The organism is Noviherbaspirillum autotrophicum, from assembly GCF_000818395.1.
In the GTDB taxonomy this organism is placed as follows: domain Bacteria; phylum Pseudomonadota; class Gammaproteobacteria; order Burkholderiales; family Burkholderiaceae_D; genus Noviherbaspirillum; species Noviherbaspirillum autotrophicum.
The window spans coordinates 356658-375934 of sequence record NZ_JWJG01000028.1 but is presented as its reverse complement, the minus strand read 5'-3'; the positions used below and the strand labels follow the sequence as shown (position 1 = coordinate 375934).

General features: G+C 62.8%; 13 protein-coding genes. 4 read left to right on the top strand and 9 right to left on the bottom strand.

Going from position 1 to position 19277, the window contains the following annotated elements; genetic code table 11:
• The 6 genes from TSA66_RS26520 to TSA66_RS02970 form a co-directional block, all read right to left on the bottom strand.
• The coding region (locus tag TSA66_RS26520) for an ATP-binding cassette domain-containing protein (RefSeq protein ID WP_157691790.1) at positions 1 to 172 on the bottom strand (172 nt) is incomplete at its 3' end.
• Entirely contained in the window at positions 172 to 942 is a 771-nt protein-coding gene (locus TSA66_RS02990; protein WP_040038924.1) for an ABC transporter ATP-binding protein, read from the bottom strand. The genes TSA66_RS02990 and TSA66_RS26520, both read right to left, overlap by 1 nt.
• Positions 943 to 1187: 245 nt before the next feature.
• Positions 1188 to 1697: an Rrf2 family transcriptional regulator gene (locus TSA66_RS02985; protein ID WP_040038923.1), complete on the bottom strand. Its 510-nt coding sequence runs from the start codon at positions 1695 to 1697 to the stop codon at positions 1188 to 1190.
• A gap of 125 nt (positions 1698 to 1822) precedes the next feature.
• Positions 1823 to 3451 (bottom strand): GMC family oxidoreductase, encoded by a 1629-nt coding sequence (locus TSA66_RS02980; protein ID WP_040038922.1) that lies wholly within the window; start codon positions 3449 to 3451, stop codon positions 1823 to 1825.
• Between the two features lie 36 nt (positions 3452 to 3487).
• Entirely contained in the window at positions 3488 to 4540 is a 1053-nt protein-coding gene (locus TSA66_RS02975) for an NAD(P)H-dependent flavin oxidoreductase (protein ID WP_040038921.1), read from the bottom strand.
• A 291-nt stretch (positions 4541 to 4831) separates the two neighbouring features.
• A complete protein-coding gene (locus TSA66_RS02970) occupies positions 4832 to 6340 on the bottom strand; it encodes a CoA-acylating methylmalonate-semialdehyde dehydrogenase (protein WP_040038920.1) in 1509 nt (502 codons plus the stop codon).
• Positions 6341 to 6449: 109 nt separating this feature from the next.
• On the opposite strand from TSA66_RS02970, the gene TSA66_RS02965 reads away from it, so the two are divergent.
• Positions 6450 to 7328 (top strand): LysR family transcriptional regulator, encoded by an 879-nt coding sequence (locus TSA66_RS02965; protein WP_040042132.1) that lies wholly within the window; start codon positions 6450 to 6452, stop codon positions 7326 to 7328.
• Between the two features lie 384 nt (positions 7329 to 7712).
• On the top strand, positions 7713 to 8489 hold the full coding sequence (locus tag TSA66_RS02960) for a 5'-methylthioadenosine/adenosylhomocysteine nucleosidase (RefSeq protein WP_040038919.1): 777 nt from the start codon (positions 7713 to 7715) through the stop codon (positions 8487 to 8489).
• A 3-nt stretch (positions 8490 to 8492) separates the two neighbouring features.
• Here the strand turns inward: TSA66_RS02960 and TSA66_RS02955 are convergent, their stop codons facing one another.
• Positions 8493 to 10505, bottom strand: a complete 2013-nt coding sequence (locus TSA66_RS02955) for an AsmA family protein (protein WP_052452063.1) — start codon at positions 10503 to 10505, stop codon at positions 8493 to 8495.
• Between the two features lie 297 nt (positions 10506 to 10802).
• Between TSA66_RS02955 and TSA66_RS02950 the strand changes: the two genes are divergently transcribed.
• Positions 10803 to 13706 (top strand): EAL domain-containing protein, encoded by a 2904-nt coding sequence (locus TSA66_RS02950; protein ID WP_052452062.1) that lies wholly within the window; start codon positions 10803 to 10805, stop codon positions 13704 to 13706.
• A 37-nt stretch (positions 13707 to 13743) separates the two neighbouring features.
• Here the strand turns inward: TSA66_RS02950 and putA are convergent, their stop codons facing one another.
• Positions 13744 to 17424, bottom strand: a complete 3681-nt coding sequence (putA, locus tag TSA66_RS02945; protein ID WP_040038918.1) for a trifunctional transcriptional regulator/proline dehydrogenase/L-glutamate gamma-semialdehyde dehydrogenase — start codon at positions 17422 to 17424, stop codon at positions 13744 to 13746.
• Positions 17425 to 17566: 142 nt separating this feature from the next.
• On the opposite strand from putA, the gene TSA66_RS02940 reads away from it, so the two are divergent.
• Entirely contained in the window at positions 17567 to 18025 is a 459-nt protein-coding gene (locus TSA66_RS02940) for an Lrp/AsnC ligand binding domain-containing protein (RefSeq protein WP_040038917.1), read from the top strand.
• Positions 18026 to 18092: 67 nt separating this feature from the next.
• Here the strand turns inward: TSA66_RS02940 and TSA66_RS02935 are convergent, their stop codons facing one another.
• Positions 18093 to 19169: an ABC transporter substrate-binding protein gene (locus tag TSA66_RS02935; RefSeq protein WP_040038916.1), complete on the bottom strand. Its 1077-nt coding sequence runs from the start codon at positions 19167 to 19169 to the stop codon at positions 18093 to 18095.
• Positions 19170 to 19277 lie beyond the last annotated feature (108 nt).

The following is a 19277-nucleotide window of genomic DNA, read 5'->3' as shown; positions in this document are numbered from 1 at the left end:
GCGCACCGGTCAAGCCCATGATGGCGCGCAGCGTCGTGGTGCGGCCCGCGCCGTTGCGGCCCAGCAGCGTGACGACCTCGCCCGGCTGTACCACGAGATTGACGTCGTGCAGGATATGCGACTCGCCGTACCATGCCTGCAGGCCGGAGATGGACAGTGCCGGCGCCGCCATCAATGCGCTCCTTCCAGCGCGCCGCCGGTGGTGCCCATGTAGGCTTCCATCACCTGCGGGTTCTTCGACACTTCCTCGTAGCTGCCTTCGGCCAGCAGCGCGCCGCGCTGCAGCACCGAAATGCGGTCGCTGATTCCGGAGATGACACTCATGTTGTGTTCGACCATCAGGATGGTTCTTCCGACAGAAACTTTCTTGATCAATTCGGTGACGCGGCTCACGTCTTCATGCCCCATGCCCTGGGTCGGTTCGTCCAGCAGCATCAGTTCCGGCTCCATCGCCAGGGTGGTGGCGATTTCCAGCGCGCGCTTGCGGCCGTACGGCAGGTCGACCGTCATCGTGTCGGCGAACTTGTCGAGATCGACTTGCGCCAGCAGCGCCATGGCGCGGTCATTCAGCGACGACAGCGTCTTTTCACTCTTCCAGAAATGAAAGGAGTTGCCTAGCGGGCGCTGCAGACCGATGCGCACGTTTTCCAGCACCGTCAGATGCGGAAAAACGGCGGAAATCTGAAACGAGCGGATGATGCCCTCGCGCGCAATCTGCGATGGCCTGGCCGTCGTGATGTCGCGGCCATTGAACAGAATCTGGCCCGAGGTCGGTACCAGGAACTTGGTCAGCAAATTGAAACAGGTCGTCTTGCCGGCGCCATTCGGGCCGATCAATGCATGGATATGCCCGCGCTGCACGCGCAAATTCACATTGTTGACCGCCACGAATCCCTTGAATTCCTTGGTCAACTGCCTCGTCTCCAACACCGCATCCGACATCGGTTCTCCCTGTTGCCTGCTGTTCGTGACGTGCATTCGAGAGTGTCATGCACTCCCGATACAGTACACAGTACGCCCTTGAGGGTGACAATACGGCAGCTTACGCATCTGCCGATTGTTTGGCCTGTATCAATTTTATATTTGTTTATTAATTGATTACAGGAAACGATTGCATGTTAGCACGGGGAAAATAGACGCGGGTTACGTGATTCTACGTAGCGGGGGCCCCGCATCGCCATACGCATTCAGCTCATCATCGCGCCGCTCAAGGCGCGCGCCTTCTCGCGCAGCGAGGCGGTAAACAGCATCGCCGATTCCGCCGCTTTCAGGCGCCCGAGATCGAAGCGCTGCAGGTGCTGCAGCACGATCTGATTGATCGATACCGTCGCCTGCATCAGCAGCAAGTCCGCACCCGAGGCGGCGGCGTCCGCATGCGGCACGCCGCAGGAAGCGGCGCTCTCCTCGTGCGCGTCCGTCAGGCAGTAATAGATATCGGCCAGCGAAATCGCATGCGGCGCGCGCGTGCAGGTCCAGCAATCCTGGTAGTCTTCATGCGGCTTGAGCAGTCCGCCGGCGGCCAACGCGCGCAACAGCTTGCGCACATGACGCACCGGCAGTTCGAGCGACGCGGCCAGCTGCGCGGCGCCCGGGGGATGCGACGCATTGCAGATAATCTGCGTCATCACCTCCAGCGCCGTGGACAACTGCAGGTGCAGCGATACATTCCCGAGGATGAATTCTTCGTTCTTGTGCATGGAAGTGCCAGCGGCGATCACGATGGAAAGCAGCTTACGCGAGCGCGGCGCAGCAAATCCAATGCTTTGTCAACATGGGGTTATGCAGGAAATGCATAACCTGTGACAGGACTGGATGCGCGCCATCAGCGGCGCTGCGCGCGGATCGACTGCGCCGCCTTCTCCGCGATCATGATGGTCGGCGAATTCGTGTTCCCCGAGGTAATCGTCGGCATCACCGATGCGTCGACCACGCGCAAGCCGCGCACGCCCACGACGCGCAGCTGACTGTCGACGACCGCCAGCGCATCGTCGGCGCGGCCCATCTTGCAGGTACCGACCGGATGGAAGATCGTGGTGCCGATGTCGCCCGCCGCGATCGCCAGCTCCTCGTCGGTGCGGTAGTGCGCGCCCGGCTTGAACTCTTCCGGCGCGTATTTTTTGAGCGCCGGCGCGGCCACGATGTTGCGCGTTAAAGCCAGCGCTTCGGCGGCGACCTTGCGGTCTTCGGGCGTACTCAGGTAATTAGCGGTGATTTTCGGCGCGGCGAATGCATCGCCCGAGGCGATGCGGATATGCCCGCGCGCCGTCGGCCGCAGGTTGCACACGCTGGCGGTAAACGCGGGGAAGGCATGCAGCGGCTCGCCGAAGCGATCCAGCGACAGCGGCTGCACATGGTATTCGAGGTTGGGCGTGATGTAGGCGGAATCCGAGCGGGTGAACGCGCCGAGCTGCGACGGCGCCATCGACATCGGGCCGCTGCGCGACGCCAGGTACTGCATGCCGATTCTCATCTTGCCGACCCAGTTGTTCGCCATCGTGTTGAGAGTCTTCGCGCCGCGGATCTTGAATGCCATGCGCAGCTGCAGGTGATCCTGCAGGTTTTCGCCCACGCCCGGCAAGTCGAGCGCCACCGGCACGCCATGTTGCTGCAGCAGCGACGCCGGCCCGATGCCCGACAATTGCAGGATCTGCGGCGAGCCGACCGCGCCGGCCGCGCAGATCGTCTCGCGCGCGGCTTCCGCGAACCACTCCGTGCCACCGCCGACGAATTCGACGCCGGTGCACACCTTGCCCTGCTCGGTCGATGCCAGCCGCAGGCGCTTGACGTGGCAGCCGGTCATGATGTCGAGCTGCCCTTTCCTGCCTTCGGCCGATTTCAGAAAGGCGCGCGCGGTATTCCAGCGCAAGCCTTTTTTCTGGTTCACCTCGAAATAGCCGCAGCCTTCGTTGTCGCCGCGGTTGAAATCGTCGGACTTCGGAATGCCGACCTGCGCCGCCGCCTCGCGGAAGGCATCGAGGATTTCCCATGACAGGCGCTGCTTTTCGACGCGCCATTCACCGCCGGCGCCGTGGTGCTCGTCGGCACCCTTGTGATAATCCTCGCTCTTCTTGAACACCGGCAGCACGCTTTCCCAGCGCCAGCTGTCGTCGCCGGTCAGGGCCGCCCATTCGTCGTAGTCGCGCGCCTGGCCGCGCATGTAGATCATGCCGTTGATCGATGACGAACCGCCCATCACCTTGCCACGCGGATAAACCAGCGCGCGCCCGTTCAAGCCGGCATCGGCCTCGGTGCGGTACAGCCAGTCGGTGCGCGGATTATTGATGCAATACAGGTAGCCGACCGGGATGTGGATCCAGAGGTAATCGTCCTTGCGGCCCGCTTCCAGGAGCAGCACCGACACGCCCGCGTCCTGCGCCAGCCGGTTGGCCAGCACGCAGCCGGCGGAACCGGCCCCGATGATGATGTAATCGTATTTACCTGCGGATTCCACGGCTGCTCCCGTTGTGCCTGTCGTTATGGGTATGGTTCAAATCAGTGCCTGGCGCCATTCGGACACCAGCGTCTCCAGCAATCTTGCCGCCGGCATGGCGCGCACCATCGCAACGCCCTGCCCGGCCCACAAGGACATCAGTTCCGTTTCATTGAGCTTCGCCGCCTGCGAGCGGATCGCACCGGTCAAGGCGTTCTGTACCGGATAAGCGGGAACCTGGCGCTCCACCTCCTGCATCGCATCCATGAAGCGGTTGACCAGCCCGCGCGCGTAGCGCCCCGAAAACGCGCGGGTCAAGCGCGTGGCGGCGCGCGCCGGCGCTTGGGCCGCTTCCAGTAAGCGCTCCTTGTAGAGCGGATGGATGCCCGATTCATCGGTGGCCAGAAAAGCCGTGCCCATCTGCACCGCCTGCGCGCCCAGGGCCAGGGCGGCGGCGATGCCGCGCCCATCCATGATGCCGCCGGCGGCAATCACCGGGATGCGGACCGCATCGACCATCTGCGGCACCAGCGCAATCGTGCCCAGACCATCGTCCTGCGCGCCGATGAAGGTGCCGCGATGGCCGCCGGCTTCGATGCCCTGCGCGCACACGGCGTTCGCGCCGACGGCTTCCCATGCCTGCGCCTCGGCCACGTTGGTCGCCGTGCCGACGACATAGATACCAGCCTGGTGCAGGCGCTCCACCTGCGCGCTGGTGAGGATGCCGAAAGTGAAACTGGCAATCGCCGGATTGGCGGCAAGCAGCGCCTCGAATTGTGCAGGGAAGTCTTCGCACCATTTGGCCGGCAGCGGCAACTCGTTCCAGCCGAGCGGTTCCCAGACCGGACGCAGCAGTTCCCGGGCACGGTCGACTTCATCGGGATCGGGTTGCGGCGCCGGCTGCACGAACAGGTTGACGATGAACGGCTTCGCAGTGAGCGCACGGACCTTGTCGACTTGCTCAATCAAGGCCTGCGCCGACAGCAAGGGGGCGGCCAGTGCGCCCATGCCGCCGCCATTGGAGACCGCGGCCACCAGTTGCGGCGTCGTCGCTCCTCCTGCCATCGGTGCCTGGATGATCGGATAACGGCAAAAATCCATCAGCTCCATGGTTTCCTCTCGATTTGTTGTCTTACTCGCATTTTTCCGGGTGCGTTAGGAAAAGGAGGTTTTTATCTTGTATTTGATATATACGAATAGTAGTAGTGGTTAACACGCGCCGCTTTCTGTGGATAAGGGCGTAAACCGGAAATAAATCAGCCGTTTACGTGCCGCATAAGTGCTGAATAAGCGCTGTATGGTCAAAGGACAGATCGTGGACAAAAATTTCCATGTTGAATAAGTGGCGGGCTGTCCCCAACGCATCCAGCGGCTATCCAGAGAGTTATCCACAGAAAAGGCTCACTTCGCCACCGGCATCGTGAATTCCGCCCCCTTGCCGATGGTTTGCGGCCAGCGCTGCATCACCGACTTGTAGCGCGTATAGAAGCGGATGCCCTCTTCGCCGTACGCGTGCATGTCGCCAAACAGCGAGCGCTTCCAGCCGCCGAACGAATGCCAGGCCATCGGCACGGGAATCGGTACGTTGATGCCGACCATGCCGACTTCGATGCGGCGCGAAAATTCGCGCGCGGTATTGCCGTCGGAAGTGAACAGCGACACGCCGTTGCCGAATTCATGGCCATTGATCAATTCGACGGCGGACGCGAAGTCGGGCACGCGCACCACGCACAGTACCGGTCCGAAAATCTCTTCTTTGTAAATCGTCATGTCCGGCTTCACATGGTCGAACAGCGAGCCGCCGAGGAAAAAGCCGTTTTCATGGCCCGCCACCTTCAGGCCGCGCCCGTCGACCAGCAGCCTGGCGCCGGCTTGCACGCCGTCGGCGATATAGGCCTCGATCTTGGCCTTGTGCTGGGCCGTGACCACCGGCCCCATTTCGGCATCGGCTTCCATGCCGTTTTTCACTTTCAATGCCTTGACGCGCGGGACCAGCGCTTCGATCAAGCGGTCGGCGACGCTGCCGACGGCCACGGCGACCGAAATCGCCATGCAGCGTTCGCCGGCCGAGCCGTAGGCCGCGCCGATCAAGGCATCGACCGCCTGCTCCAGGTTCGCGTCCGGCATCATCACCAGGTGGTTCTTGGCGCCGCCCAGCGCCTGCACGCGCAGCGGATAGGCGCCCTTGCGGCGCACGCCTTCGGTATAGATGTACTCGGCAATCGGGGTCGAGCCGACAAAGGACACGGCCTTGACATCCGGATGGTGCAGCAGCGTGTCGACCGCCAGCTTGTCGCCCTGCACCACGTTGAACACGCCAGCCGGCAGCCCCGCCTGCTGCAACAGGTCGGCGACCATCAGCGACGGCGATGGATCGCGCTCGGACGGCTTCAAGATAAAGGTATTGCCGGTAGCCAGCGCCATCGGCGCCATCCACATCGGCACCATGAACGGGAAGTTGAATGGCGTGATGCCGACGGTCACACCCAACGGCTGGCGCAGCTGCCAGTTGTCGATGCCGCCGCCGATATTGTCGGTAAATTGCGTCTTCAGCAGCTGCGGCGCGCCGCAGGCGAACTCGACCACTTCCAGCCCGCGCGTGACTTCGCCCTTCGCATCGGAAAACACCTTGCCGTGCTCGCGCGTGATCGCCGCTGCCAGATCATCCTGGTGCCTTTCGATCAATTCCTTGAACTTGGACAGGATGCGGGCCCGCTTCAAGGGTGCCGTCTCGGCCCAGGCAGGGGCGGCGGCGCGGGCGGCGGCAACCGCCGCCTCGACGTCGTCGACGCTGGCCAGCGCCACTTGCGCGGCGGCTTCTCCGGTAGCGGGATTGAACACGTCTTGCGTGCGACCGGAGGTCGAGGCGACCACCTTGCCGTTGATGTAATGCTGGATTAGTTGCGTCATAAGAATTCCTTTTAAAGATTTCCGATTTTCCACAGCATATTCCCGTTGCATCCGCAAATCCAATGAGTTCTTATCAAGAATGTTATAAGCGGGTTTTATAATGCATGGCATGGACTTGACCCAATTACGCGCCTTCGTCACGGTGGCCCGCGAAGGCAACCTCACGCGCGCCGCCGAACGCCTGCACCTGACCCAGCCGGCGGTCAGCCTGCAAATCAAATCGCTGCAAAGCGCACTGAACCTGCAACTGTTTGCCCGCACGCCGTCCGGCATGACCCTGACCGACGACGGCGCCAAGCTGCTGCCGTTCGCGGAGCGCGTCATGGACAGCGTGGCCGAATTCCGCCAGGGCGCGGCGGCGTTGCATTCGACGCTGTCGGGGCGGCTGTCGATCGGCACCATCCTCGACCCGGAATTCATCCGGCTCGGCCCCTTCCTGAAAAGGCTGGTGGAAAACTATCCGCAGCTGTCGACCCAGCTGCAGCACGGGATGTCGGGCTGGGTGCTGCAGCAGGTCAAGGCCGGCGCGCTCGACGTCGGCTATTTCCTTGGCACGCCCAGCAAGGAATTTCATGCGCTGCGGCTGACTTCGTTTACCTACAACGTAGTCGCGCCGCCGGGCTGGAAGACGCGCGTTGCCGGCCGCGACTGGCCGGCGCTGGCGAAGCTGCCTTGGCTGTGGACGCCGCCCGAATCGGCCCACCACCGTCTGCTCACCAAGACCTTCGGGCACTACAAGGTCACGCCGAACAAGGTGGCCTTGGTCGACCAGGAGCCGTCGATGCTGGACCTGGTGAAGTCGGGCGTGGGCCTGTCGCTGATGCGCGAGTCGATCGCGCTGCGCGAAGCGCATGCGCATGGCTTGGTGATCGCCGACAAGGTCAGCCTGTCGACCGAGCTGTCTTTCATTGCACTGGCCAAGCGCAAGAACGAACCGACGATCGCCACCGTCTTTGCATTGTTGCAAGCGTTATGGGGCAATGAATGACAAATAGATATTAATTCGACGAATTGTTGCCACTACGCCTGTGGATAAGTCATTGAATTTCCGCTTGAACCATTGGGGATAACAAGAATAACTATCCACATCCGATTTTTTGTCCCGAAACTGTCCTTGCGCCATACAGGCTTTATCAAAGGTTTTATGCAATTCTTAAACTGCTGATTTCCCAGCGGTTTACCAAGTTATCCACAGGCGCACGGCGGCGTTAACCACTATTACTATTCATATATATCGACTTTTAAATTAAAACCGTATTCCCTTCATCAGCCGCAGTTGCACAAACCCGTGCACCGTTCTACGCTACGGGATTGCCTCAAATCAGCACGTTGCGCAGTACGTGGTAAACGCCGAATATAAAGATCCCTTCCCATGATTTCCCCTCCTTTCCGTCTCGGCGTCATCAGTGCCTTGCAACATGAACAACATGGCTTGATCGACTTGATGCAAGACCGGCGCAGCGTCACGCGCGCCATGCGCGAGTACGTCACCGGCAGCCTGTGGGGCATGGATTGCGTCTGCGTGCTGTCGCGCGTGGGCAAGGTGGCTGCCGCCGCGACCGTTGCCACGCTGATCGAACGCTTCGGTGTCACCCATATCGTGTTTACCGGCGTGGCCGGTTCGGCGGACCGGGCGGTGCGCGTGGGCGATATCGTGGTGGCCGACGCGCTGGTGCAGCACGACATGGATACCACGCCGCTGTTTCCGCGTTTCGAGGTGCCCTTGACGGGGCAATCGCACTTTGCTTCCGACCTTGGCCTGACCAACCGGTTAGCGAAAGCGGCACAGGATTTCGTCGGGATGGATTTGCGCGCGCTGGTCGCGGCGCAGGATATCGATGCCTTTCGCCTGCATCAGCCGCGCGTGCATCGTGGCTTGATTGCCAGCGGCGACGAATTCATCGACAGCCGCAGCAAGCTGGCCGAGTTGAAGCAAGCCTTGCCGCCCCTGCTGGCGGTGGAAATGGAAGGTGCGGCGGTGGCGCAAGTCTGCTTCGAATTCGGTGTACCGTTCGCCGTCATCCGCACCGTGTCGGATGCAGCCAATGAAGATGCGCCGGTCGATTTCATGCAATTCATCGAACGGGTTGCCGCGCGTTATGCGTTCGGCATCGTCAAGCGCTTGTGCGCGGAGGGCGCAACGGCCTGAGCGTCATCGTCCGCTTGCCTGCTCGCCCGCGTTTGGCGCTGCCGCGACCGGCTTCTCGCCGGCCTGCGCCAGCAAGCTGCCGCACTCGCTTTTCTCGCCGGGACCGACATTGATCAGCGGGATCAATGCCGAGGCCACCGGCGCCAATACGCCCAGCGCGATGGCACCGCCAGCCTTGGCCGCCAACACGCCCTTGTCGACGCCGACGTCCGGATGCTTGAACGAACCCTTGACGTACAGTGGTGAGCGCAGCGAGATCAGGCGCATGCCCTTGCTGTCGGGGCGGATCTCCAGCGCCAGCTGTTCTTTGGCGAGATTGATCTGGCCGTTGACGTAAATCGTCGCATCCTGGGTGTCGATCACGAAGGCGCGCGTCTGCATGGTGCCGTTTTCCACCTTGAAGTCGTTGACGGCGCAATTGATCTGCACCTGCTTGTCGCCAAAGAGCTTGGTGGCGATGATGGTGCCGATGTTCAAGCCCATTTCTTCCAGCAGCAGCTTGCTGACCGTACCCTGGTTGATGACGGCGCGGATTTCGCCGTCGGACGACCCCAGCAGCGCGGCCACCGAATTGCCGGTCGCGCTCAACGCGGCTTCGCCATTGATTTCGCCGAGGCTGGCTTGCATTTCTTTCACCGTCGGGAACATTTGTTTCAGCTTCAAGTGGCGCGCCGTCAATTTCAATTCCGCTTTCATCGGCTTGCTCTTGCCAAGGATTTTCAGGTTCGACACCAGGTTGCCGCCGGCGATGCCGAACTTCAAGGGCGCCAGCGTCAATTCGCCATCCTGTAACTGGATGCGGGTGACGAGGTGATCGATCGGTAACTGCTTTTCACGCACGATCTTGCGGCCGGTGAATTGCACGTCCGCGTCGATGCTGGCCAAGCGGTCGGTCTTGAAGGTTTCCACCGGCAAGGCCTTGTCTTTGGGCTGATCGACTTTCGCGTTGCGCTGCTCCTTGCTCTTTTCCGAATCGGCGCCGACCAAGGGCGCGAGATCCTTGAAGTTCAGGTAGCTTGATTCGACCGTGCCTTCCAGCAGCGGCCGGGGCTTGCGCGCCTTAAAATACAGGCTGCCGGACAAGTCGCTGCTGCCGACCTTGCCGGAAAATTTTTCATAACGCCAGTCGCCGCCCAGGTCATTGAGTGCGCCTTGCAAGTGGCCCTCGGTCGAGAAAGGCGGCGTTTCCGGCAGCACCACATGAATGATCGGATACAGCTGCGCCATGGAGACGCCGGATAGCTTCAGGCGCAGGTCGAGCACGCCGAGCTTGGTCGGCTCGGTCAGCGTGCCCTCGGCATCGATCGTGGTTTTGCCGATATGGACCGTGGCGTCGATCGGGTACTTCGCCTTTTGTTCGCGCAGCGACAGCACCGAGCCCGCCCTGCCGTTGCCGGAAACCGGTTCGCCATTGAAGGTGCCGGCCACCTTCCAGCCGATGCGGTAGTCGCTGCCATCGCCGCCCAGGGTATCGATCTGGGCCCGGATGTCGGCGCGCTTGATGACATCGACCAGATGCAGCGAGCCCTTGCTCAAAATCAGGCGCTGCAAGTCGAGCCGCCAGGCCGACGCTTTGCCGGACGACTGGAAGGTCCAGTTGTTGCGGCCATCCTTGGCGCGCTGCAGGAAGAGCCGCGGCTCGTCCAGCGCCAGCGAAGGGATGACGATGTCGTGCCGCAGCAGCGCCAGCGGGCTGACCGAGAAGGTCACTTGGCGCGCTTGCGCCATGGTCGGCTCGGTCGCCCAGTCAGGATTGCCGAAGATGACATCCTTGGCATTCAGGCGCGGCCATGGAATCCAGTCGCGCCAGCCGCCTTGCGCGCCTTGTGGCGCATGCCAGGTCAGCGACAGGTCGCCGCGGATGTCGAAGTGGCGCCCGGTCGATTCGCTGACGCGGGTGCTGATCCACGGCTTGATGCTGTTCCAGTCGAAATTCAATAGCACGACGACGGCGATAACGAGAATCGCGAGCAGCCCGCCGCCACTCCAGGTCAGAATTTTCGCCGTGCGAGACATGTTTGTAAGACTTGCCAAACATGCAGGAGTTCAAGACGCGGGCGGTGCAGGACATGGTTCACTGCCGCTGCGGTCTTGCCGATCCCTTCGCACACCCTGCCCCGCCATTCAGGCTAGTCAAAAAGTATTACCTTCCATTAACAATATTGACACAAATCAACAATGCGAGAATAGTAGCTATATTTCTGTGCAGTAACTAGCGTGTATGGTTGCTGTCGCCCCGATTCTTGCAAGCGGGCGTCAGCCGATACTGGTTATGGGCGGGCACTGCGCGCCCTCCTGTTTAATGAAAAAATCATGACGGAACAGTTAGTGCCAAGCCAGCCGATCCCTGACGAACCGGCGGCCATGCCCCGCGCGCGCGCCGCGCTCAGCCAGAAAATCGGCCTCATCTTCCTGGTGCTCGTGCTGCTGGGAGTGGCCAATGTCATTGTCGTGCGCGCCATGCTCACGGAATTCAATGGCGTGGCCGCAACGGTCAACGTCGCAGGGAAGCTGCGCTTCCTGAGCCAGAAAATCGCGCTCAACACCAGCAATACGCTGCACGGCTGGAGCGCCGGCAGGGGCATCGCCGAAAGCGACATCGCCGACTACGAGGCCGCCCTCACGACTCTCGCGCAGGGCAAGCAAGTATTCGGGCATGCCATCAAGCCGCTCACGGCGCAGCAGCACGCACAGCTGGCGCAGATCCGGCACGACTGGAGCGGCTACCGCGCCTACATCGAATCACTGCTGGCCGGCGCAGGCACCGCCAACGCCAGCGCGGCGCAGCTCGCCGAAATCACGGAAGGGGCTGCGCGCATGCTCTCCGGCGCCGAAGGGCTGCTGCAATCGCTGACGCTGGATGCGCAGCAGCGCCAGGAGCAGGCCCTCACCACCGTGTACGTGTTGTTGCTGGTGGACGTGCTGGGGCTGGCGGGGGTGTTCATGCTGATCCGCATTCGCGTCGTCTACCCCTTGCGCAAGCTTGCGCGGCGCAGCCGCGAACTGGCGGAAGGCAACTACCACGTGCGTGTCGGCTATCGCGCCGACGATGAAATGGGCCAGCTGGCCGATGCCTTCAACTACGCGGCGCAGCGCATCGGCGCGCTGATCGGCAAGCTCGAGCTGGAACACCAGAGCCTGTCGCAGGCGGAAGCGATGTTTCGCGGGCTGGCCGAAAATTCGATGGTGGGCGTGTATGTCGTGCAGGATGGGCACTTTCGCTTCGTCAATGCGAAGATGGCCAGCATGTTCGGCTATGAGCGCGACGCGATGCTGGAATCGGTCGGCGTCTATGATCTGGTGCCGGAGGGTGACCACAACCTGGTGGAATCGAACGTGCGCAAGCGCCTGCGCGGCGACGCCCAGAGCGTGCGTTACGAGCGGCGCGCACGCAGGAAGGACGACAGCGTGTTCGACGTCGAGGTGTTCGGTTCCGTCATGCGCCTGGACGGCAAACCGGCCACGATCGGCATGATGCTCGACATTACGGAACGCAAGCAGGCCGAAGCGACCACCCGCATGGCGACCATGGTGTACCAGAACACCGGGGAGGCAATGACCATCACCGACGCCAACGGCCTGGTCATCGACATCAATCCCGCCTTTACCAGGATCACCGGCTACCAGCGGGAAGAAGTCGTCGGTCAGCGCATCAGCATCCTGCGCTCGGGGCGCCAGGACCGCGAATTCTATGAAGCGATGTGGCGCGCCATCTCCAGCACCGGCTACTGGCAGGGCGAGATCTGGAACCGCCGCAAGAACGGCGACGTGTATGCCGAATGGCTGACCATCAACACCGTCTACCATCCAAACGGCACGGTGTTCCGCCGCATCGCGCTGTTTTCCGACATCACGCACAAGAAAAGGACCGACGACCTGGTATGGCGCCAGGCGAACTTCGATTCCCTGACCGGCTTGCCGAACCGCTTGATGTTCCGCGACCGGCTGGAGCAGGAAATCCGCAAGTCGCACCGCGCGGCGCTGCCGATGGCGCTGATTTTCATCGATCTGGACCGCTTCAAGGAAGTCAACGACACGCTCGGCCACGCCGTCGGCGACAAGTTGCTGCAGCAGGCAGCGCAGCGCCTGTCGCGCTGCGTGCGCGAGTCCGACACGGTGGCGCGGCTGGGCGGCGACGAGTTCACGATCATCTTGGGCGAGCTGAACCAGCCGAACAATGTCGAGCGCATCGTGCAGGATGTCCTGAAAAGCATGGCCGAGCCGTTTGTCCTCGGCGACGAGATCGCCTACGTGTCGGCCAGCCTGGGCATCACGTTCTATCCGGACGATGCCACCGAGATCGAGGACTTGCTCAAGAATGCCGACCAGGCGATGTACGCCGCCAAGAACCTGGGGCGCAACCGCTTCCACTACTTCACGCCGTGCATGCAGAAAGAGGCGCAGGCGCGGCGTCGCCTGATCAGCGACTTGCGCCTGGCGCTGGCGGACCGGCAGTTCCGCGTGCAGTACCAGCCGATCGTGGACTTGTCCACCGGCGCCATCTCCAAGGCCGAGGCGCTGATTCGCTGGCAGCATCCGACCCGGGGCATGGTCAGCCCGGCCGAGTTCATCCCGATCGCCGAAGAGACCGGCCTCATCGTCGAGATTGGCGACTGGGTGTTCCGCGAAGTGGCATGGCAGCTGTCGCGCTGGCGCGAGCGCTATCCGCAGCTGGTGGTCAGCCTGAACACGTCGCCGGTGCAGTACCGCAACAGCGGCATCGACCACCATGGCTGGTTCCGGTATTTGCACGACATGGGCGTGCCGGCCAGCGCTATTTCGGTGGAAATCACGGAAGGCTTGCTGCTCGATACCAGCACCGCCATCACCAACCAGATCCTGCGCTTTCGCGAAGCCGGCGCCGGCGTGGCGCTCGACGACTTCGGCACCGGCTATTCGTCGATGTCCTACCTCAGCAAGCTCGACATCGACTACCTGAAAATCGACCGTTCCTTCATCCTCGACCTGGCGCCCGAATCGGAAAGCGTGGCGCTCTATGAAGCGATGATTGTGATGGCGCACAAGCTCGGCATCAAGGTGATCGCCGAGGGCGTGGAAACGGAAGAACAGTGCCGCATCCTGAAGGCCGTCGGCTGCGACTATGCGCAAGGCTACCTGTTTTCCAGGCCGGTGCTGCCGGAAGAGTTCGAGGCGCTATTGAGGGATGGGCCGGCGCGCTATCGCGACAGCGTGGCGCCGGCTTCGATGCTGAACTGAGGACCGCTCCCGGCTGCTGCCGGGAGCGGGGTGCTGCTTACGCCTGCAGCGTCATCAGGCTGGCGTTGCCGCCGGCCGCCGTGGTGTTGACGCACAGCGCGCGCTCGGCCACCAGGCGCCACAGCGGAATCGGATCGATGTCCGATGTTTCCACCAGAGGCACCAGCGCGCCTTCGCGCGCTGCCAGGAGCGGCAGCAGTTGCGGCGCGCGCGCCGCGTCCACCAGCGCCATCTGCATGACCGCCTTTGCGACGTCGCCTGCCGACAGCACGGCGACTGCATCGCGCACTGCCGGCGGCAGGCCCGCCGGCAGCAGGCTGGCCGACTCCGCCGCCACCAGCGCCTTGTTGCCGGTCGCGAGAACGGCTGCCAGCTGGTTGAGCAAGGCGTCGACGGTCGATGCCGCGCACAGCACGGCGCCGCGCGGCGCGAACGACAGCGTGTTGCGCTCGCCGGTCGGCCCCGGCAGTACCAGCATGGTGTCGAGCAGCGACTCGTGCAGGTAGGCTTCGGCCAGCGTGACGATACGCTCGTGGCCGTGCAGGCCGGCCCACCACACCAGGCTGTCGAGGATGGTGTGGGTGGCGTTCTGAGGCGTATGGATGGTATGCGCCGCGCGCGCCACCGCCGCATTGCGCTGCAGGCGCTTGAGGTACAGCGGGCCGCCGGCCTTCGGGCCGGTGCCGGACTTGCCTTCGCCGCCGAACGGCTGCACGCCGACGACCGCGCCGATGATGTTGCGGTTCACGTAGATGTTGCCGACGTGCGCGCGCGTGCTGATGAAGTCGATCGTCTCGTCGATGCGCGAGTGGACGCCGAGCGTCAAGCCGTAGCCGGTGGCGTTGATGGCGTCGATCAGCTGCGGCAGCTGGTCGCGCTTGTAGCGCAGCACGTGCAGCACCGGACCGAACACTTCGCGCTGCAGTTCCGACAGCGAGGCGATCTCGATCACGGTCGGCGCGACGAAGGTGCCGTTGCCGCAGTCGGCCGGCAGCGGCAGCTGGTAGAAGTCGACCGCACGCGCTTTCATGTGGTCGATGTGGCGCAGCAGGTTTTGCTGCGCTTCGGCGTCGATCACCGGGCCGACGTCGGTCGCCAGGCGGTCCGGATTGCCGATGACCAGTTCCTGCATCGCGCCCTTCAACATCTTAATGGTCTTGTCGGCGATGTCGGCTTGCAGGCACAGCACGCGCAGGGCCGAGCAGCGCTGGCCGGCGCTGTCGAAGGCGGAAGCCAGCACGTCCTGCACTACCTGTTCCGGCAGCGCGCTGGAATCGACGATCATCGCGTTCTGCCCGCCGGTTTCGGCGATCAGCGGAATCTCGTGCTTTTCGCTGACGCTGCGCGCGGCCAGCGTGCGGTTGATTAGCTGCGCGACTTCGGTGGAACCGGTGAAGATCACGCCGCGCACCCGGGAGTCGGCCGTGAGCTTGGCGCCGACCGTCTCGCCGCGTCCCGGCAGCAGCTGCAGCGCGCCGCGCGGAACGCCGGCTTCATGCAGCAATTGCACCGCGCGGTGCGCGATCAGCGGCGTCTGCTCGGCGGGCTTTGCCAGCACCACATTGCCGGCGGCCAGCGCGGCGCTGACCTCGCCGGTGAAGATCGCCAGCGGGAAGTTCCACGGGCTGATGCACACCACCGGGCCGAGCGCGGCGGCATTCGGCTCGTTGACCACCTGGGCGGCGTAGTAGCGCAGGAAGTCGACCGCTTCGCGCACTTCGGCGATCGCGTTCGGCAGCGACTTGCCCGCTTCGCGAATCGTCAGCGCCAGCAGCTCGAACTGGTTCTGCTCGAACAGGTCGGCAGCGCGCACCAGTGCGGCGGCACGCTGCGACGGCGGCGTGGTCTGCCAGTCGGCGGCATACTGTGCAGCGGCGTCGAGCGAGCGTTCGACCTCATTGGTGCCGGCTTCGACCACCGTGCCGACGATATCGCGCCGGTCGGCCGGATTGAGCACTGCTTGCGCGGTGCCGGTGACGGTGCCGTCTGCCAGCAGGGGGGCGGCCTGCCACTGATGGGTGGAGAAGCCCTGGAATACCGCGTCGATGTCGCGCAGCGTGTTCTCGTTGCTCAGATCGACGCCGGCCGAATTGTTGCGTTCGCCGCCGAACAGCTTCACCGGCAAGGCGATGTTCTGGTGCGGCTCGCCGCCGAGCTTTTTCGCGGCCGCGAGCGGGTCGGCGATCAGGGTGTCGATGGCGACGTTTTCGTCGACGATCTGGTTGACGAAGGACGAGTTGGCGCCATTTTCCAAGAGGCGGCGCACCAGATAGGCCAACAGCGTTTCATGCGAGCCGACCGGCGCGTAGATGCGGCACGGCTTGCCCAGGTTTTCCTCGCCCACCACCTGGTCGTACAGCGTTTCGCCCATGCCGTGCAGGCACTGGAATTCGTAGTCCTTGACGCCCTGCTCCTGGGCCCACACGTAGATTGACGACAGGGTGTGCGCGTTGTGGGTAGCGAACTGTGGGTAGATCACGTCGGCCGCGGCCAGGAGCTTTTGCGCGCAAACCAGGTAGGACACGTCGGTGTAGACCTTGCGCGTATAGACCGGATAGCCCGGCATGCCGTCGACTTGCGCGCGCTTGATTTCGGCGTCCCAGTACGCGCCCTTGACCAGGCGCACCATGAACTTGCGCTTGCTGCGGCGGGCCAGGTCGGCCAGGTAATCGATCACGAACGGGCAGCGTTTTTGATAAGCCTGCACCACGAAGCCGATGCCGTCGAAGCCGGCCAGGTCCGGGTCGAACGCGAGCGCTTCCATCAGGTCGAGCGACAGCTCCAGGCGGTCCGCCTCTTCCGCGTCGATGTTCAGGCCGATGTTGTATTGCTTGGCCAGCAGCAGCAGCTTCTTCAGGCTCGCCAGCAGCTCGTCCATCGTGCGGCCGCGCTGCGCGCGCGAATAGCGCGGATGCAATGCCGACAGCTTGACCGAGATGCCGGGGCCATCCTTGATGCCGCGCCCGTTGGAGGCGCGGCCGATCGCATGGATCGCCTCTTCATACGAGCGGTAGTATTTCGCCGCGTCTTCCTCGGTCAGCGCCGCTTCGCCCAGCATGTCGTACGAATAGCGGTAGCCGCGCGCCTCGTTGTCGCGGCTGTTGGTCAGCGCTTCGGCAATCGTCTGGCCGGTGACGAACTGGTTGCCCAGCATGCGCATGGCGAGATCGACGCCCTTGCGGATGAGCGGCTCGCCGCCCTTGGCGATCAGCTTGGTGAGCGCGGAGCCGAGGCCCTGTTCGCTGTTGGTGGAAACCAGCTTGCCGGTGATAAGCAGGCCCCAGGTGGCGGCGTTGACGAACAGCGAAGGCGACTCGCCCAGGTGGCGCTTCCAGTCGCCCTTGCTGATCTTGTCGGCGATCAGGCGGTCGGCGGTCTGGTGGTCGGGAATGCGCAACAGCGCTTCGGCCAGGCACATCAATGCCACGCCTTCTTCCGACGACAGCGAAAATTCATGCATCAATGCGTCCACGCCGGATGCGCGCGTGCGCTTTTCGCGCACGGTCTGCACCAGGTCGGAAGCCAGTGCCTGGACGCGGCTGTGCGCGATGTCGTTGTCGCGCGCCTGCGACAACAGCCATTGCACGGCTTCGCGTTCGTCGCGCCGGTATGCGGCCGTGATGGCGGCGCGCAGGGGCGTGGCATTGTGCAGCACTTCGTCATGCAAAGCGGCAAATGGAACGATGGAAGGGGTAACTTCGCGAGAAGCAATCAACATAGGAATCCATTCAAATCACTGAAAAATGATGATTTGATTGTAGTGATGATTCCTAAGGATTAATTCTGGTAATGAAAGCGCGTATCGAAATTTTGTATTTTGTGGGAGAATCTTTCCGAACAAAATTTTTGGTAAAAGCGCCATGCTCGACAAGATCAGCAAGAAGATCCTTTCCGAACTGCAGAACGATGGCCGTATCAGCAATGTCGAGCTGGCGTCGCGCGTCAACCTGTCGCCTGCGGCCTGCCTCGAGCGCGTGCGCAAGCTGCAGGAAGCCGGCTACATCCTCGGCTATACCGCGCAGCTCAATCCGCAATTGCTGGACGTGTCGCTGCTGGTGTTCATCGAAGTGGTGCTCGACCGCACCACGCCGGAAGTGTTCGAAGCGTTCAAGCGCAGCGTGCAGGTGATCCCCGAAGTGCAGGAATGCCACATGGTGGCCGGCGGCTTCGACTACCTGGTCAAGGCGCGCGTCAAGGACATGAATGCCTACCGCGAATTCCTCGGCAAGTCGCTGCTGCAGCTGAAGGGCGTGCGCGAGACGCACACCTATGCGGTGATGGAAGAGGTCAAGAACACGACCAAGCTGCCGATCCGGTAGGATCGCCTTGCCGGCAAGCCAGGCTGAAAAAAAACCGGCTGCGCACCGGTTTTTTTGTTTTGGAGCCTCAGTCGCCGAGCCGGACTTGCCAGAAGCCGTCCTTGACCGGGAGCTTTCTGTCGACCACCGACGACGGCAGCAGGAGATCGAGCGCATGGGCGCGCGCCGGGTCGAGCAGCACGGTCGGCTTGGCCTGCCTCAGCACCGGCAGCACGTCGGGCTTGGTGCGGCGCTTGAGGATCTTGACGGCCTGGGTGCCGGCCAGGCTGCCGACCGCGCGGAAGTCGGCGCCGACATACAGCACCGCGCCCGGCACCCGCACCATGGCCAGCGAGATGATCGGAATCCGCAGTTCCGAGCTGAAATCGCTCAGGTCGATGGTCGGCTCGTAGCGGCGCAAGCCGTAATAGGTATCGAGCGGCACGGCGAACATCTGCACCCCGTTGCCCTGGTCATACAGTTCCTTCAGCGAAGGGATGATGCTGTCGCGCTTGTTCACCTGGCGCGACGACACGGCGAACTTCCATTCCTCGGCTTTCGCCTTGGCCGCCGCCACGTGCGCCACGCCATTCTCGTCGTCGGTGTGGACCATGCCGATACGCTGAATGGCAGGGAAGACTTCGCGCACGATCTTGAGCGATTCAGCCATGTCCATGTACAGCGTCGATCCGGTCACGCCCGGGCCGCCGTCGGAGAGCGACGGGCAATCGGCGTCGAGCGGATTGGCCACTGCGGTAAACACGACGGGGATATGCGCATCTTCCAGAATCGCGCGCGCATACTTGGTGGCCGGGGTGCCGATGGTCAAGACCAGGTCCGGCTTGCTGTTGACGATGCGCAGCGCTTCCTGACGCACGCGGAACAGCACGCCGACCTTGTCCCAGAATCCGCCCTTTTCAATATCGAAGTCGATCTTGACGCGGTGAATGTCCAGGTTCTTGCCCTGTTCGATCTCGTTTTCCTCGAGCGTGGCCAAAAAGCCGTCGAGCGATTGCTGATAGGGTTCGATGTCGGTGACTTGAAGCACTTCGATGCGGAACGTGTGCGGCGGGTCCATCCACGCCGTCGGCAGTGCTTCGAGCGCGCGCGCCGACAACGCGCACAGCAACAGCACCAGTGGGGAAAATTTGAGCAATCGTTTCATGGTTCTCTCTTGGGGACTTCCGGCAGCCGGCAATGTCTGGAAACGGGCGGCTGTGCGGATTGGAAAGCACGACTGTCCATCACATTGAACAGCGTGCCGCATGGTACT